Origin of the sequence: Frondihabitans peucedani (assembly GCF_039537585.1) — a bacterium.
In the GTDB taxonomy this organism is placed as follows: Bacteria; Actinomycetota; Actinomycetes; order Actinomycetales; family Microbacteriaceae; genus Frondihabitans; species Frondihabitans peucedani.
The window spans coordinates 1,943,735-1,960,565 of record NZ_BAABAU010000001.1 but is presented as its reverse complement, the minus strand read 5'-3'; the positions used below and the strand labels follow the sequence as shown (position 1 = coordinate 1,960,565).

Below are 16,831 nucleotides of genomic sequence, written 5' to 3'. Positions count from 1 at the left end.
ACCTTCGACACGGAGTCTTCCGTGTGGGAGACAGAATCCGACTTCGTCTTCTTGTCGGCCCTTTTCTCCTTCAAAGATCGGACCGCGGGCTTTGCGGTCGCTTTCCGAGCTGACTTCTCTGCCATGGTCTTGCCTCCGTCGAGAGCCGCGGTGGCCCTCTGGAGGAGAGACTACGGTGCCCTCGGCATTGAGTTGACTCCGTCGACCGTATTCGAGGCCAATCGCGCTTGCCGAGCGCAGGATGCGGGAACGGCAGGACGACGAGTGCCTCCAGTCGGTGCCCGGGGTGTCTGATTCCGCTGTCGACCCCTAAGACAAGTGGGACGCCGCCTACCTTCTCGGCGCCCTCTCGGCTGCGGACCGGGCGGAGTACGAAGACCTCCTCGCGGACTGCCACCGCTGTTCGGCCGCGGTGACCGACTTCGCCGCTCTGCCCGGGCTCCTCGGGGTCTTGCCCGATGTCGAGGGTCTGGCGCTGCTCGGCGAGTCGTTTCTTAGCGCGGCAACATTGCCCGACGGTGCCGGGGTTGGTACGGATGCTGGTGTTGGTTTCGCGCCCGAGGCCGCTGTGCTGCCGTTGCTCGCGTCTCGTGTGCGGCGTCGTCGTCGCGCGCGCAGGATCTGGGCCGGGGTCGTCGCGGCCGCTGTCGCTGCCGCTGTGGTGGGTGCGGTCCTCCTGTCCGGTGCTCTCTCCTCCGCTGGTCGTGGCAGTTCACCGTCTGCACGCACCGTCACCACGCTCGAGCCCGTGAGGTCGGCCGCGATCCCGTCCGACCCCCTCACTTCGACGGTTGCGCTCACCCGCACTAGCTGGGGCACTCGCGTCGACATGACGTGCAGCTATGCGCGTGCTTCGCCGGGGGCTTCCTCCAAGAGCTACGACTACGGGTTGTATGACTGAGGCGGCGGGCAAGACGACTCTCGTATTGACCTGGTCTGCCGGGCCCGGCTCCATTGCGCCGACCAGACCCATACGTCCGCGATTCGGCGGGAAGCCAAAGCTACAAGAGTTCGGCGACCGAGAGGTACGTCGATCCATAGGGCTGGGACAGACCCCGCTCCCGAAGTCTTGCAATGATGTTGGCTCGCTTTGAGGGTGAAAGCCCGTATGGCTTTCGACCACTTTTAGCCAAGATCTCGTTCTTTAGCGCGAGGCCGATTTGACGACGGGCCGCGACCAGTTCCTTTTCATTCAGGTTCAGAACGTTGTTGACAATACCTATTGCTCCGTCAGGCAAAGCGGGGTCCGGCAAAGCGCGTCCGTCCCGACTGATGTGGACGAGGAGGATGCTATGCCACGCTCTTGGGTTGCGGAACTCACTACAGATGTCCGTGTTGCTTTTAGATGTATCGCACGTCTTCGCGAGCGTGACTGATTCATTTCCATCGCAGCAGAGCAAGAGGTTACTCCAAGTGGTGGGCGCTTTGAAGTCGTCGGACGCGCCACTTTCCTGTTGGCACGCCTCATTCCAGTGGTCCGAATTCTGAGGATGGAAATGCTCGATCTTAGTCTTGTGCTCAATGTGGTCGGGCCTGCGGAGGGGCCGCTCGCAATACGCGCAGCGACCCCTCTGTTGCTCAAATAGCACCCACCGGAGAATCCCGTCTGCTTTAACCTCGTCGAACGTCGCGTTCTGGTTTCTAAGGGTGGTCAACCGCGGAGGAGGAGGCGCCTGGACTATGCGCTGCATCAGCCCTCCAAATCGTAGAACGCGATCTCGGCATCAGCTTCGGCAAGCTTCGGTACGTTTCGAACCCCACCAAGCTCGTCCTCCAGTTTGTCCCGTAACGCAGACGCTTCAGGGCTTTCTCCTTTGCCAGCCGCCACGAGACTCATGTAGTCGTCAAGGCGCTTATTGATTGGCAGGTCCGGCTCCGGTGAGGTGCCCAAAACCTTATCCATGACGATGTCGCTCCGAAGGCCCGCTGAGAAGTCGACCAGTCGAACGGAACTGCCGTCGATTACCCGGATGTTCTGCGCCGGCACTGTAGACAGAACCTGTGGGCTATGAGTCGTGACAATGAATTGGAGGCCCGGAAAGACTTCGCGTAGCTGAGGAAGAATCCTTTGCTGCCACGTCGGATGCAGATGCAGGTCGACCTCGTCAATAAGGACGATGCCAGGGGCTTGTCTGAGGAGGGAATTCGCTCCCGTTCGAGGGTTTGCTCGCGCGATACGACTCACAAGGTCGATGACCAGCCCGACGGCAATTTTGATTCCACTTGAAAGGAAGGAGAGAGGGAGAGTGCCCCGCGTCTGGTGCTGAAGCGTCAATTCCTCAACAAGAGGACTCCACTCAGGGTTCGACCACCCCGTACCCTCGAGAACCTGATTGCAGGCAAGAGATATGGCTTCGAGTTGATTGCTAGCCGCGTCAGCGTTCTCACCGCGTCTATCGGCAACAAATTCAGTCAGCGTGAGCGCCTTGATGTACGCCGACAGGCGCGCGAGGTCCGACTTGCCCTCCAGAGCAGCTGCATATGCGCCGGAGCGGCTCTTGGAGATGGTTCCGGCTGCTTTTCGCACGCCAAGAAGCCTCTCAACCCCGTACAGCGCAATGACCGGCAAGAGCGGAGCGCTTGGCTGGCCTAACTCGGATTGTTGCCATACGCGAGTCGAAACGGCGCCGACGTGCGTGTTTCTATCCGCCCACGAAGTGCGACCCCCAGCACTCTGGCGGACGCGCAACCACCACGTCGCTTCGCCCGCAAGAGTCGCGTTGACCTTCGCACTTACGGGGAATTGTGGCTCCATGCGCGCCAGCCCGTCCTTTGACCTGAGGTCATAGGGAACTTCTCGTGCGTCTCCGAGTGTGAAGCCCCGCGTTGGGCCGTCGAATTGACGGAGGACCGTGGAAAGCATTATGGCTAGACAATCAAGCACAGCGGTCTTACCAGCACCATTGACACCCACCAACACCGTTAGCGCCGGGTGGAAATCGATTGCAAACTGCTCGAAACACCGAAAGTTGCTCACCTCAAGATTGTCAATACGCCAATCATTGGTTGCATTCATGCTCCGAAGCCTAGGGGAGCGAGCCCCGTGGCAGGGAGGCCCGCTTGTAGCCGGTGTGCCCACTGACGCGCCAAGGCGTCGGTCACGTTATCGAGGTTGTCTGGAAGCAGCGCGGCGTAAGTGGCCAAGGTATCCTGGGCAGATCTCTGCCCCAGCGTCCGTCGAAACCCTCACGTTCGCGCCGGCGCTGATTGCGACCGACGCAGCCGTATGCCTCAGGTCGTGAGTAGTGACAGGCCGAAACGTCGAGTCCGCCTTCACGCAGCGCTTGGCTGCCCCCCGCAAAACCCACTGATGAGCGCGTCTAGCACGCAGGAATGTCCCGTAATTTGCGTTCCACAGCCAGTCTTCGGTCGACTTGGCTGTACCAGTACCGGAGACCTCGGCGAAGACCGAGTACGGCAGCATGACGGCCTCCGCACTGCCATTCTCGCCGAAGACCAGAACGGAATGCTGGCCACGTCGTTACTGGCGCAGCAGCAAACCGATTGCGTTTCGAGCGTCGGTCAGCGTCGCCGCGCGCGGATCGGTGGCGTTGTCCATGCGCTCACGGTAGGGCGCGGGTACAGCTGGTCCATCGCGATTCGACTTGGGGCAAGTCCTCGTCAGCTCCTGGGGCGCCTCCCGCGCCTGATCGGCTAGTCCCGCACGTCTGCTTCGGTGAAGACGTCGCCCGCGGCGCGCGCCCCTGTAGGGAAGTTCCGGTCGCGTCACCCCTCGGAACGTTCGCCCGGACAGCGGCCACCTTGTCCTCATCGAGCAACCACTGCTGATGCTTCGGATGACCCGGATGCGCGCGGCGCAGGAACTCCCGGACCGCACGCGCCGGGCGTGCCTCGTCTCCGTATCCAGTTCATCACAGTTAGCGTTGTAGCTCAGGGGCTATGAGCCAGGTAATGCTCGTGATCTGTCGCCTCGCCGCGCGGCAGCCCAATCTGGCGGTATCAACTGGACGGAATGCTTAGCGCTCTCCAGTAGATGCCACCCTCTTCACGTTGTTGCGAAGCCGTCCAACGAGCTGATCGCCTGCGCGAATCGCCATCGAAATCGGCGCTGCTGACCGCTGCCAGGAAATGGGATGAAGTCGTCGTGAACCACCGGCAAACCCTCATTGCGCATGGGGGCGCTGAGAAGGTCGAAGACGTTGCGCTTCACGAGCAAGATGCCCTCAGGTTGTAGGAATGACGCCAGGGTGACAGTCGTTTCGATGTTCCGGCGGAGCGCCGCTGCTCGTTCCTCAGCCCCATGATAGTTCACCGGCTCTGCAGCAAGGTCGATCAGAAATACCCCATCGGCCTTGAGCTTTGCGAGCCAAGGCGACTTCGCGTTCGGACCGCTGGTAAGCAGTGGAACGCCATACAGGGCGCGGACAACCTCGCGGAAGAGGCCGTCCTTCGACGTCAGCTTCTGGTCATAGAAGAAGCGTCGGTTACCGAGATCGCCGCCGTCGTCAGGCGCGCTCTCGGCGACAAGTAGCACGCGAACGTGGTCTGGCTGCCAGCGGGCCCGGCGCTCGGCGTACCACTTATCTTCGGACATGTGGGATCAGTTGGCGGAACTCGAATGCGAATCCTTGTCGTTGGGATCCGGAATGTCGACGGAGGGTTCCTCGGAGAGTTGCTTCGCCAGGCTGCGGTCGCGGAGCTTACCGACAGCCCACTTGCCGCCCACAACCAGGCCAGTAGCCCCCAATGTGATTAGGACGCCGACCATGCCTCCCTGCTTCGCACCGTCGCCAAAGCCCTTGTAATAGCCGTGCCCCCATGCCGGATTGCCCATGTTTGTTCTCCTCTGCTCAGTTTGATCTTGGCATGGAGAGCGCGCAGCACCGCATGGTCCCGCCTACAGAACTCCGACGGGGCCGTCGAATAGGCGCTCGATCTGGTCAGAGCCCCACACGAACTCTCGCTGAAGGGCGTGCGTAAGGCCGTCTCGCTTGCGGATCGCATTGAGCATCTCTTCTACGGTGCGAGGGTCTGGAATGACATCTGGAGGCTCCTTAGGGTGTGGTGACCAGCTGCATCAGCCCGGAGTAGTCGGAAAGGACGTCGTAGGTAACGTCTCGATCGGCCTTCGAGTTGAGCGCAGCGAAAAACTTCCGCGCGCACTCGATCTTGGCGTTCTCGACGCCCCTCAACTGAAGAGTGGAAAGCGAACCCTTCGTCTCGGCTACGAAGTAGACGTGTTTGATCTTCGTGTCATCATCGCGGAATGCAATCGCCCAGTCGGGGTTGTAGTCGCCGACCGGCGTGGGGATGAAGAAACCGCGCGGGAGCTTCGAGTAGACGACGACCTCGTCGCTGACGTCGAGCTTCTCGACGAACGAGCGCTCGACCTTGGAGTCGGTGACCACGTAGTGGTAAACGCTTTTCGTCAGTTTGTCGCCGGCCTTGGACAGATCCTGGGCGGTCTGGTTTTCCGTGAAGATCGACGAGTCGTAGCGGTTGTCGAGCGGGTCGTAGCTAAGGTGCTCGACGATGACGGTCGCCTTTTGCTCGTTGATGAGTCGGGCGACCTCGGTGATGAACTGCTCGGGGTTCTGCTTGAACTTCGCAAACGTACCCGGGTGGATGCCGGTGAGGATCGCCGCGCAGGTGCGGCGGGTGAGCTGCGTCTTCTCCGCGATCTCTCCCAGAAGGTCGTACTTGACGGTTGATTGCGCCGACACAGCCGAATGCTCGACCTTCGTTTCAGAGACCTTGAAGCCTGTGCCTACCTCCAGTTGTTCTACCTCGAGGCCGACGACTTGCCTTCCGCTCTCGACGAGATACTGCATCACGGTGACGTTGAGCGAGGTATCGAGCACGCGGACACAGCTGTCGATCAGCTCATTGGAATCGAACTCGACCTGGTAAACGGTCTTGTGGTTGATGCGTCTCCAGAGCTCCTGGAACTCGCGCTTGTTGAAGTTGGCTTCGTTGAGCGGAATCTTCTTTGGCTTGCGCCCGTCGATCGGCTTTGGCACGTCGAGGTACAGAGCGTCCACAAGTGGCCAGACGGAGTCAATGACGGGTTTGAGTACTTCCGAGATCGGTGTCGCGAGGGTACCGTCGGCTCGGGCATCCTTGTATGCCTGCGTGACCAAGCCTGACTCGTCTATGTAGTCGTTCCTGATGAGGTGGAAGTAGAGAGCCTGCGCGACCGTCTTATCGAGCGCGCTCGTCGATCCGTCGCCGACCGTGATCGTTTTGCCGACGAAGTAGTCGACGCTTGCCCTGCGTGGCCTTGCCGACAGCGACTCGATGATCTCCTTCTGGAGAGCGGTCACGAAATCCGTGTAGGACTCGTCAGTGACGACGGTCAGTTCGTTAATGTCGTGCACGGTAACGGGATTATCCATCCGCTCGCCCTGCTGGTTTACGGAGAGTCGCAGGCCACGGCCGATCTCCTGCCGCCGTGTCGTCGTGTTGTCGCTTTTCTTGAGCATGCCCATAACGAACACGTTCGGGTTGTCCCAACCCTCGCGCAGGGCGGAGTGCGACCAGATGAACCGCACGGGCTCCTCAAAGGAGAGCAGCCGTTCCTTATCCTTCAGGATCAGGTCGTAGGCGTCGACGTCGTCCGATTGACCTGCGAAATCGCCACGGGCCGCGATCCTTCCATCGATGAATTGTCTGCTCTTTTTGTCGATCGAGAAGTATCCCTCGTGGGTCGAGCGCACCGGGATCGCCCGGACGTGGTCACGGTACCGTTCGGCCGCTTCATCCAGATCGAGTTCACCGAGGTAGTCGGTGAGCACAGCGCCATACTCTTCCTCGAACACTCTGGCGTAGTCGCCAAGAGTGTCTTCCCGCTCGTAGTCGCGGTACCTGCCGACCTCGTCGATGAAGAACAACGACAGCGTCTTGATCCCCTGCGCGAACAGCTCGCGTTCCTTGCCGAGGTGCGCCCGGATGACCTCGCGTATCTGGATGCGTCGCTTCTGCTCCTCGGCGACGTCCTCGGTGACCTCGCCGGAGCTGAGGATGTCGCCGTTGCTCAACTCGATTACGTCACTGTTTGCATCCACGTCCCGAACGAAGAGACCCCTGTACGCCTCGATGCCGCCGGAGATGTCGTAAAGGTTCGTTCCCTGGCTGAGGCGCTTCACCTGCCGCTTAATGCCGTGGGCGGTCTGCACCTCCAGTTCGACTCGGACTTTCGGGAAGTCGGCACCCTTACCAATCTCGAGGCCGTCTACGTACAAGTACGCACTGCTACCGGCCAGATGCTTGACGGTAATGCCGCGCACCGCAATCTTCTTCACCAACTTTTGGTTATAGGCATCGATGGCGTCGAGACGGTGCACCTTTGTGCGCTCGATCCTGTGTGTAGCGGAGTATCGCAGCGCAAAAAGGGCACTGAACGATGTCATAGCCTCTAGCGACTTCGAGGGCTTCTTCGCGTCGCCTTCGATCTTTTGTGGCTCATCGATGATCAGGATCGGCCTATTCGCCGCAATCACGTCAATCGGCTTGCGGGACTGGAAGTCGTCGAGCACTTCGTAGATGCGGCGGGCATCCTTGCCGGTCGCATTGAATGCCTGGACATTGATGATCATTACCTGCACGCCCGCATCTGACGAGAACCGCTCGATCTCATGAAGGCGCGAGGAGTTGTAGATGAACGACCGTGGTTTGGTGCCGTAGAGCTGCTGGAAGTGCTCGGCGGTTATCTCGAACGACTTCTTCACGCCCTCGCGGATTGCGATCGACGGCACAACGACAATGTACTTCGACCACCCGTACCGCTTGTGAAGCTCCATAATCGTTTTGATATAAACGTAGGTCTTGCCAGTGCCGGTCTCCATCTCGATATCGAGATTTATCGGCGCCGCTGTCTTCTTGACCGGGTCGTTAAGCCCCTTCGACAACTCCAGCCCGCGTATGTGCTGCACCCGATGCACATTCGCCAGGAGTTGCGCCGGCGTCAGCGCGACCTCGGCGTTGCGCAACCCGGAATCTTCCAGCAGCGCCGGCCCCGCCTCCTTTCCCGGGTCGATTCGGTAATTCACGCCGTCGGCAAATGGTTGCCCGGAGAATACATCGACCACCGCATCGACGCCTTCAGTCTGATACTGCTGAACCTTGAACTGGAGCTTCATCGGGTCAAATTGCCTTTACCTCGGTCTCAGGCGAGACCTCGCGGAAGATCTGCTCTGAGTTGATCCGCGCGGCATCAGTCCCGAAGCTTGTGTCAAGGAAGACAGCGCGAAGCGGGTGCCGTCGGGCCATTTCTTTCACAATCCCATCGGTAACTTCGTCGGCGAAACACGCAATTATCGCGCCATCTGCGACTGAAAGCACGCGCCGTGCATCGACTTCCTCGACAGTGATGGACTCAGTAAGGTCCAGCCCCCAATCGAGCATTACCTGAAAGAGCAGATCCTCGTCTGTGCGGTCGGGCTTGACGCTGTCAATTCTCCCTAAGAGATCGGCCTGTGCGAGGACATCCGCGGGAGTAGAGGTGTCCCGCATGTTGGTTGAGTCGACGCGTAGGGCACGCAGCCCGGTGTCGGCCCCGGGCGCTGAGTGAGTCTCTCCTGCCTTCTTGACGCGGCTTCGTGTGATCGCGGCGATGGACGTGCCGTCCTTCTTCGCGATTCTCTCTGGCAGCTGGACGAGGATGAAGCGCCGCTGGCCCCCGTCCGCTGCGTTCACTGCGAAGACAGCGTGTCCGGTCGTGCCAGAACCAGCAAAGAAGTCCATCACGAGGTCATTGCCGCTAGTCGCCCAGCCGATTATTCGGGAGAGCAGCCCAACGCTCTTCTCGGTATCGAACTCGTCGGTTTCGTTGCCGCTCAGAGTAAGGTCCATCCAATTGTCGCTGAGTAGCTTTCCCTCGCTTGGCGGCACGTAGTACTGGACTACGCCGTCGTCATTGAGGCGCACGAAGTTGAGTTTTGTATTCCTGGACGTGAGGTGATCGAGGAAATAGTCGTCCAGGCTGAGCCGACCGGCGAACTCCGCGAGGTAGGTCTCATAGTTCCGGGCGGCCTCCTTCGTGCGGCCCTCTTCCCAGCGCCACTGACCGGACGACGGAGTAGAGCCGAAAAGTTCATACCGCATCGTGGGCCGGTCGGTTCCCCGCCAGAACGTGTCCCACTTGCCGGGCTTCGATTCGACGTGCGCGAGAGACAGCTTCGGCAGACGCACCGCCTCGCTCCGCGCGTAGAGCAGCACATACTCGTGTCCCTGCGACAGCGCGCTCACGTCCTCGAACTGGGCTTGGACATTTTTGATGCCTCGGCGAACCGCGATTGTGTTTTTGTGGCTGCCTGGACCGAAGATTTCGTCGCAGATCTTGATGAGGTTGTGTACTTCGTGGGAGTCGATGCTGATGAAGATCAGGCCGTCTTCTGCCAGGAGATTCCTCGCCAGCCTGAGGCGCGGATACATCATGCTGAGCCAGTCGGAGTGGAAGCGCCCCGCAGAGTCAAGGTTGGCGAGCAGACGGTGACCGACGTCTGACTTCTGCCCCGAACGCTCCAGATACTCGGCGGTGGACTCGGCAAAGTCGTCCTTGTAGACGAAATCGTTGCCTGTGTTGTACGGCGGGTCGATGTAGATCAGTTTAATCTTTCCCAGGTAGGACTCCTGGAGCAGTTTTAAAGCATCGAGGTTGTCGCCCTCTATGAAGAGGTTCTTCGTCGCGTCGAAGTCCACGGACTCCTCGCGTACAGGTCGTAGCGTCTTGGCGATGGGTGCGTTGGCCGCGAACGCGGCGGCGCGCTTTCCGGGCCAGTCGAGCTGATACCGCTCCAGCGCGCCCTCAACGATGTGGCCGGAGAGCTCCTGCCTCAACAGATCGAAATCTATGGCTCGCGTCGCTCTGCCTTCAGCGTTGAACGACTCCGTGACTACGGTCGGGAAGAGTTCTGCGATCTTGTCGATGTTGGAACGGGTGAGGTCGGCGGATGTCATTCTGAGTTTCTCCAAGGTTTACCTCGTCTGGTCCAGTTCCGCTTGTTTGGCTTTCAGCTCACGCCGCAGGTCTACCTTGCGATTGAGCTGCAGTTCGGATCGGAGCTTGCGCTCTAGGGCGCTGACCTCGCGTTCGATGCGGCCCACGGCATCCAGCCGCTCGGTGAGGACAGTAGGACTCTCCCCGAGCCGAGGCGCAAGTGGCGTGAGTGGACCGATAAGAGCGGAGTACAGCCCGGTCATAGTGATCGCTGTTGGTAGCGGGGTCCGGGGTGAGTCGCCTCGCATCCAGCCCGTTGAGAAGTAGGGACTCTGCTTTGGTGCCGGAAAGCCGACCGGTTTGTGAGCTGCCGTCATCCGCACGGCGGCGCCCTGGGCATCGTCGCGACAGATTTCGAAGATCACCGGATTGGGGATAGCCTTGTCGATCACCGCAAGAACCTGGGCGCTGATGTCGTTCGCCTTGGCGTCCAGTTGAAGAACCTCGATCTCGGGCACTTCTGGCGAGCCTGGGAGGTTGATGGTCTCCGTCGCGAGCTTGTACGCCCAGCTTATTCGGTACACCTCTGCGACGAACTTCTCGCGCATAGCGGCGGTAGACGCGGTGCGTTCGTAGAATCGTTCCTTCGGGACGCGTGCACCAAATCGTGCGCCAGCCGGCCAGTGGTACAGGATGTCGGTCACGAGGGGCCCTCTGGATCGACGACGGCGATGAACGCGATCAGCTCGAAGTCGTCGAGCCCCGCAATTTGCTGTGTGAGGGCGGTCGTGCGACCACCGCTGAACAGGCTCTCGATGTCGCGTTCTTCGGTGACGTCAATCATCGAGTGGATGGCATGCGTCAGGAGCGCAGAGTATTTGCTCATGTCGGCGCCCTCGTGGGTTGCTTCATTAAACAAAAGAGTAACGTCGGCGACGGGTTCGTCGTAAAGGCGCGATCCGGCGCGAACGAGGTCGAGTAAGCGCTTCGCTTCGGTATGGTCAGCGATGACATTCCCCTCGTCATCGACGTAGACGAGGTAGTGCGGGTGGAGCCGGTTACCCCGGTTCACGGCAGAGTCGGCATCCGCGATCTTGAGGGCGAAGATCACACCCGGCAGGAGGCCTATGGCAGGGTTTGCAGGGACCACGGCGTGCAAGCCGCGCGGGGCAGCAGCAATGTCGCCAAACTCGTTCATGTAGGCGAGTAGATCCATGCGGAAGTCGTTAAGGCCGAGATCCGTAATCGAAACCCCGGTTCGAACGTCCTCTAGTTCGATGTTCTCGTTCTGCAGCCTGCGCAGCTGCTCCTTGCGGAACGCGGCATCCGAATCCTCCGGGTTGAGAACGTTGTCGTCGGCTGATCCGGCGAGGTCGGCGATCACCATCCGGTTCTCGACGCGTTCCTTCAGGTTGATGTACTCGTCAAGCGAGATGTCGGGCCAGAAGTTGACGAGCTGGATCACCTCATTCATCGAGCCGATGCGGTCGATACGACCGAACCTTTGGATGATTCGTACAGGGTTCCAGTGGATGTCGTAGTTGATGAGGTAGTCGCAGTCCTGCAGGTTCTGCCCCTCGCTGATGACGTCGGTACCGATCAGCAAATCGATATCGCGAGTCTCTGTGGGCATTGTGAGGTGGCGCTGCTTGGACCGGGGCGAAAACATCGACATGATCTGCTGGAAGTCGAGGCCCGTGCCGAGCGTGGACTTGGCACCCTGGCTGCCGCCCGTGATCACCGCGCATGCGAGTCCCGCCTGCCGGAGCGCCGGTGCGAGCTCGCGGTAGAGGTAGTTTGCAGTGTCGGCGAAGGCAGAGAAGATCAGCACCTTGCGGTTTTCCGGGTTGAATGGGTGCTCTGCCTTCTCCTGGACCAAGTGCCGCAACTTGCGCAGCTTAAGGTCGTGCGCTGGGATCACCTTGCGCATCTCGTCGAGGAGCTCGCGCAATGTCTCGCGGTCATGCCAGAGGTCTCGTTGCCACGATTCGACGTCGATGTCGTCGATGTCGATGCGGATCTTCTCGCCGAACGTGAGGGCCTCGACGTTGGCATCGTCCTCTTCGTCGAGGTCGAGGTCGAAGTCGAAGTCGAGATCGTCTATGTCGCGGCTCTCCGGAAGGGAGCCTGCACGGCTGTTTAGTCGAGTGAGCGTGCTATCAACAGTGGATTCGATCTTCTCCAACGTCAAACGGAACGCCTCGACGGAACTCTCAAGACGCTTGAGCAGGTTGACGGTCATGAGCTTTTTCAGGCCCTCTTCGCGACCTTTCTGGCCGAGGTTCGAGCGGGCGTTGCCGGTCGTGACGTTGTAGAGGTCCTCGTACTTGCTGAGGCGACTCGGGAACACGTAGGCGAGAGGCGTGTAAACGCCGAGCGTCAGCACCTGCAGCTGCTCGAAGATCTCGTTGAAGGAGGGGACATCTGCGACGTCGGTGAGCGGTTCACGCAACGACACCGGCGGCAAGCGTCGTGGAAAGGCACCAATCTCGGTCGTGTCGTAGAACGCCTGAATGTGCTTGCGCGACCGCGCGATGGTGACGGCGTCGAGCAGCTCGAAGAAATCGAAGTCGAGCAACTGCAATATCCGGTCGGCCGTGCGCTGTTCAGTCGGGAGCTTCGACCACTCATTAAACACCTTCTGGGCGTCGCGAAACACCCGCTCGATTGATGTCGAGAGCGTGAGCTTCGCGGCGAGGGTGTCGCTCTTCCCCTCGTATGCCAGCTGCAACTGGTTCTTGAGGTCGTTGAACCGGTTGTTCACCGGCGTCGCAGAGAGCATCAGCACCTTGGTCTTCACGCCTTCGCGGATGACTTGCCGCATGAGGCGCTGGTAACGCGACTCCTTGTCTTCTGCGTAGTCGGCGTTGCGGAAGTTGTGCGATTCGTCGATGACAACTAGGTCGTAGTTGCCCCAGTTGATGCGATCCAGCCGGAGACCTAGCGACTCGCCCCGGCTGCGCAAGAGGTCGGTGTGCGCGAGGACGTCGTAGTTGAAACGGTCGCTCGCGAAGATGTTTGTCGTGAGGTTGGCGTTGTAGTTCGTCCAGTTCTCGGCGAGCTTCTTCGGGGCAAGCACGAGCACAGACTTGTTGCGCAGTTCGTAGTATTTGATGACGGCCAGCGCGGTGAATGTCTTACCAAGACCGACGCTGTCGGCAAGGATGCAGCCGTTATAGGTCTCGAGCTTGTTGACGATGCCGGTCGCGGCATCCCGCTGGAAGTTGTACAGGCTCTGCCAGACCTTGGTGTCCTGATAGCCCGTGCGGTCGTTCGGCAGCACGTCCTCGCTGATGTCGTCAAGAAATTCAGCGAAGAGGTTGTAGAGGATGAGGAAGTAGATGCGCGCCGGAGAGTTCTCCGCATACACGCTGGCGATATGGTCGTATACCGCGTGCGTGACATCGTTCAGCTGGCCAGGACTTGCCCAGATCTGATCGAACAAATTGAGAAAGCTAGTCGTCTCAGGAGCGCCTTCGAACTTTGTGACCATATTGGAGACCGCATTGCCACGCTCGTAGCCGAGATCGGCAGTGGTGAAACCTTGTAGCGGCATGTAAGCAGCACGGTCGTCGACCACGGCGAACTGTTGCATCTGGTGGCCGCTGGCATTCGATCGGAACGTGACCTTCTCGCGTACCCAGGCCGCGCACTCACGAGCGATCGCGCGCTGAGTCAGCTTGTTGCGCAGTCGAATCTCGAAGTCCGAGCCATAGAGCGATGACTCCGTATGCGGGACGAAGAACTCGCGACGATCCTTGCGCAGCTTGTCCGTGGCCTGACCGTTGCTGAACGTCGGCGACGTGAAGATGAACTCGAGCTCCTCAACGTGCTCAAGCTCCTTGCGCAAAGCTTCGAACGCGAAGATCGAGAAGGTGGACGCAGCGATGCGCACCTTTGATCCGCGACTGATCTCGGACTGGAGATCGTCGCCGAGGAGGTCGGAGACGTTGTTGATAATCCGCATGTTCTACACAGCACCCCTGGCGCTGCTGCCACCGCTTCGTACCCAGGCGTCAACCTCGCTCGCCTGAAACTTCCACAGACGCCCGACCTTATGTGCGGGCAGCTTCTTGTCGGCGATCCATGCGGTGACGGAGTCCTTCCCAACGCCCAAGTGTTCGGCGATGTTGTCGGCACAGAGCCATGGCTCGGTCATGTTGCCCCCAGCGGATCAAGCCGGATGTTTCCGGATATTGCTGAGCCTATCTGGAACCGACGTCGACGTCGTCTGCCGTGCTCGACCGCGTCAAAGCCCGCCAGCAGCCCTTCGATCTGCATTTGACGCCTGTAGGTATGACGTGGGCAGCAGCCGAGAAGTCCTCGTCCACCGAGCGAAGACCGCGATGCCAGAGACGGCGAGGAGACGACAAATTAACTTGAACGGCAACAGGTTGGCGTTCAAAGCGACAACTCCGCTATGAATACACAGAGCGGCTGACTGCCGGCTGAGGGTCGAGCGAATGCTTCCCCATACCGTTTCAGTTCCGACAATGCGCATTCTCGGAGCGTGTTGGCGGGCGGGACGCGAGAACAGGTTGAGCACTTCAAGGGGGGAGGTCGGCCACTTATCGTCCGCCAGTTTGTACAGCTGCCACTCAATGTGTCTGGAATACACGAACGGACACGTGGCCGCGCACTGCGAGACGCCCGCTATACATAGCGGTCGACCGGCAACTTCGCCACCTGCCGGACGCGTGTATGACATATCTCCGCTCCGAGACGTCGCAGACGACGTATGTGAAAAAGCACGGGCCTTGATTGGAGCGGTGGGACTAGACGCCGCAGGCAGGCGCACCTGACGTCATCGGAGGGCCGCCTGGTGGGCCGCTCAGCAAGCTCCTCGCGGCCCTGATTCGGCGTGTCGAACCGGTTGGACGAGTTCTGGAGCGTTCGTCCGCCACCACTAGGTCGCAACACGCTCGGTGGCATCAGGGAAATGGTGTCACTGATGCAACGACCGCTGCCGTGCTTATGGTGCACTGTGGTTCACCGACCTGCTTACAGCATGTTCGGCCGCGGTCGGCCAGCGTGTATGCCTCTCCAATCCCGTCTAAAGCCGGGCTCGCGAAGCGCGTCGAAGTCGGGTGCACGAGTGTCCGCGGATGGCTCGCAAGATAACTGCTGATGGAGCTGACGTCTCTAGACTGCCGGCGTCCTTTCTGGCTGCGTCCCCTCGGTTCCGGCGAAGTCGTCGGGCACAGTCGGCAATTTCCAATTGTGGTTATCCAGGTATCGATGCAGCAGCTTCAAGGAAGGTGTTCGGTCCAGATGCCCGCTTACTGCGGAAACCGGGGCCCCGCTGGCGAGAAGTCCGAGCACCATGAGCCGAATGAGGATTGGATCGTGGGCGCTGTCAATCCGGTGCGTGAGTGTTCCTCTCGTCGGCTGCGGTTCGACGCTGGCGAGTCGTTGCACTGCGACGGCGAGTTTCTGCGCGTTCTGCGACACCTCGAGCCAGGAGCGGAGCACCTTGACGGCGTCATTGCTCATCACTTCGGCGGCGATCGCGGTTGCGTGCTGAGCGGCGACCCAGTCCGTGTGCGGCCAGTCAGATGTGTGTTCACCGACGAACCATGCGTTGAGGCTGTCAAGCGATACGACACCCGCGTTCCCTGCTTCCCGGAGGTAACGGCTGAGGTGGTCCGCTCCGTGGGGTATCCACCGTGAAGCGTCAATCCATTCAGCGACCCGGCCAAACCGACTTGATTTCCAGAGACTTCGAAGGACGAGACCGAGCTCGGTGCGGCTCTGTTCCCTCGGGTTCTGAAGGACGGCGTCTTCTGCGGCGAGGAGCTCCCTGTCGGAGATGACTGTCATCGTCAGGTCGGGGTAGTCGTCGTCCACGATGTCTTGTTCGGTCCGGATGACTCGTTGATCGGCGCGTTCGAACTCGAGAGCCTTCTGCTCTGCTGACGTGATGGCCGTCTTCGACGCGTTGATTTCGAGGCCGGCGTTCCGTGCTGCAGCTTGCACCTCGAGAAGAAGGCGATAAACGCCTTCGTAATCGCCTTCGAAGCTGATATCATCCATCCACCGTCGTGCGCGGCTGATTCTGCCTTGTTCGAGAGCGCGGCTGATGACGTCGTCGACGGGGCTAAGTGCGACTTGGGCGAGGATGGCTGATGCGGTGCTGCGTTGTGGCAGTCCGGATCGAAAACTCAGTCCGTTATGCCTGGTGAGCACGCGCTCGATGATGTTCGCTGGGATGCTGGAGCATCCGAGTGTGCGTAGCGTTTCTAGCAGCTTTGGCACGTCCACGCTAGCGAAGAAGGAGGTGATGTCGGTTTCACCTGAGAACGTGGAGCGGGTGGCGTCTTGCTGCGACTGTCTGTAGCGGTCGCGTTCCTCGGAGTTGTTCGCTCGCGACCCGTCGCGATATCGCCACCCGTAGGACCAGTTCGAGAGTTCAACTTCGAGTTGTTCTGCGAAGCGTTGCACAGCAGCGGCAAACAACAGTCGTGTGACCGGGTCGAGGAGGACGGCGGGCCGCTGGCCGAAGAAACTCTTCGGGATTTCGAACGAGTGAAAGCTTGGCGCGAAATCCCACCCTGCACCCTTACCCACGATCAGGCCTACATCGGCGGGTTCGAGCCCCGTCATCTCAGTGAGACGGAGTTCAGGCCAGCCCCATGGGTCGCGGTACCAGTCGCCGAAGATTTCAGACTCCACCAATCGGGCGGCTTCCGCCAGGTCCATGCCGAAGAAGTTCATGCCCAGCAGCCTAGGGGCCTCAAATGTCGCGCCCGGCCGCTGAATCCTTGCTCTTACAACTCGATGACCAAGCCAAGTTGTCCGCCGGTCAATCGGCTACCCGACGCCAAGGGCGCCGGACGCGTGCGCGATCCCCGACCGCGGGGATTTGGCGCGGTGTTTCGATAATCGTGCAGCGTTAGTGCACCACGGTGTCGTCGGAAATAAAGAAAACCCCCG

At 60.1% G+C, this 16,831-nt stretch carries 10 protein-coding genes; 1 reads left to right on the top strand and 9 read right to left on the bottom strand.

Going from position 1 to position 16,831, the window contains the following annotated elements; translation table 11 throughout:
• The first annotated feature begins 412 nt into the window (after positions 1 to 412).
• Entirely contained in the window at positions 413 to 901 is a 489-nt protein-coding gene (locus ABD733_RS09025) for a hypothetical protein (RefSeq protein ID WP_344795193.1), read from the top strand.
• 789 nt (positions 902 to 1,690) lie between these two features.
• On the opposite strand, the gene ABD733_RS09020 is transcribed toward ABD733_RS09025, so the two are convergent.
• The 9 genes from ABD733_RS09020 to ABD733_RS08980 all read right to left on the bottom strand — a co-directional run bounded on the left by ABD733_RS09020 (position 1,691) and on the right by ABD733_RS08980 (position 16,612).
• Entirely contained in the window at positions 1,691 to 3,016 is a 1,326-nt protein-coding gene (locus tag ABD733_RS09020) for an AAA family ATPase (protein ID WP_344795191.1), read from the bottom strand.
• A 990-nt stretch (positions 3,017 to 4,006) separates the two neighbouring features.
• On the bottom strand, positions 4,007 to 4,555 hold the full coding sequence (locus ABD733_RS09015) for a hypothetical protein (RefSeq protein ID WP_344795189.1): 549 nt from the start codon (positions 4,553 to 4,555) through the stop codon (positions 4,007 to 4,009).
• A gap of 6 nt (positions 4,556 to 4,561) precedes the next feature.
• The gene (locus ABD733_RS09010) at positions 4,562 to 4,795 is read right to left on the bottom strand and encodes a hypothetical protein (RefSeq protein ID WP_344795187.1); all 234 of its coding nucleotides are present in this window, start codon (positions 4,793 to 4,795) and stop codon (positions 4,562 to 4,564) included.
• A gap of 220 nt (positions 4,796 to 5,015) precedes the next feature.
• Positions 5,016 to 8,099 carry a type III restriction-modification system endonuclease gene (locus ABD733_RS09005; RefSeq protein WP_344795186.1) on the bottom strand — a complete coding sequence of 1,028 codons (3,084 nt, stop codon included), beginning with the start codon at positions 8,097 to 8,099 and terminating at the stop codon, positions 5,016 to 5,018.
• 4 nt (positions 8,100 to 8,103) lie between these two features.
• Positions 8,104 to 9,918, bottom strand: a complete 1,815-nt coding sequence (locus ABD733_RS09000) for a site-specific DNA-methyltransferase (protein WP_344795184.1) — start codon at positions 9,916 to 9,918, stop codon at positions 8,104 to 8,106.
• A gap of 18 nt (positions 9,919 to 9,936) precedes the next feature.
• Positions 9,937 to 10,602: a DUF4391 domain-containing protein gene (locus ABD733_RS08995; protein ID WP_344795182.1), complete on the bottom strand. Its 666-nt coding sequence runs from the start codon at positions 10,600 to 10,602 to the stop codon at positions 9,937 to 9,939.
• On the bottom strand, positions 10,599 to 13,865 hold the full coding sequence (locus tag ABD733_RS08990) for a helicase-related protein (RefSeq protein ID WP_344795180.1): 3,267 nt from the start codon (positions 13,863 to 13,865) through the stop codon (positions 10,599 to 10,601). The genes ABD733_RS08995 and ABD733_RS08990 overlap by 4 nt, the downstream gene beginning before the upstream one ends.
• Before the next feature lie 3 nt (positions 13,866 to 13,868).
• Positions 13,869 to 14,057 (bottom strand): helix-turn-helix domain-containing protein, encoded by a 189-nt coding sequence (locus ABD733_RS08985; RefSeq protein ID WP_344795178.1) that lies wholly within the window; start codon positions 14,055 to 14,057, stop codon positions 13,869 to 13,871.
• Positions 14,058 to 15,040: 983 nt separating this feature from the next.
• On the bottom strand, positions 15,041 to 16,612 hold the full coding sequence (locus ABD733_RS08980) for an RNA-directed DNA polymerase (RefSeq protein WP_344795176.1): 1,572 nt from the start codon (positions 16,610 to 16,612) through the stop codon (positions 15,041 to 15,043).
• Positions 16,613 to 16,831 lie beyond the last annotated feature (219 nt).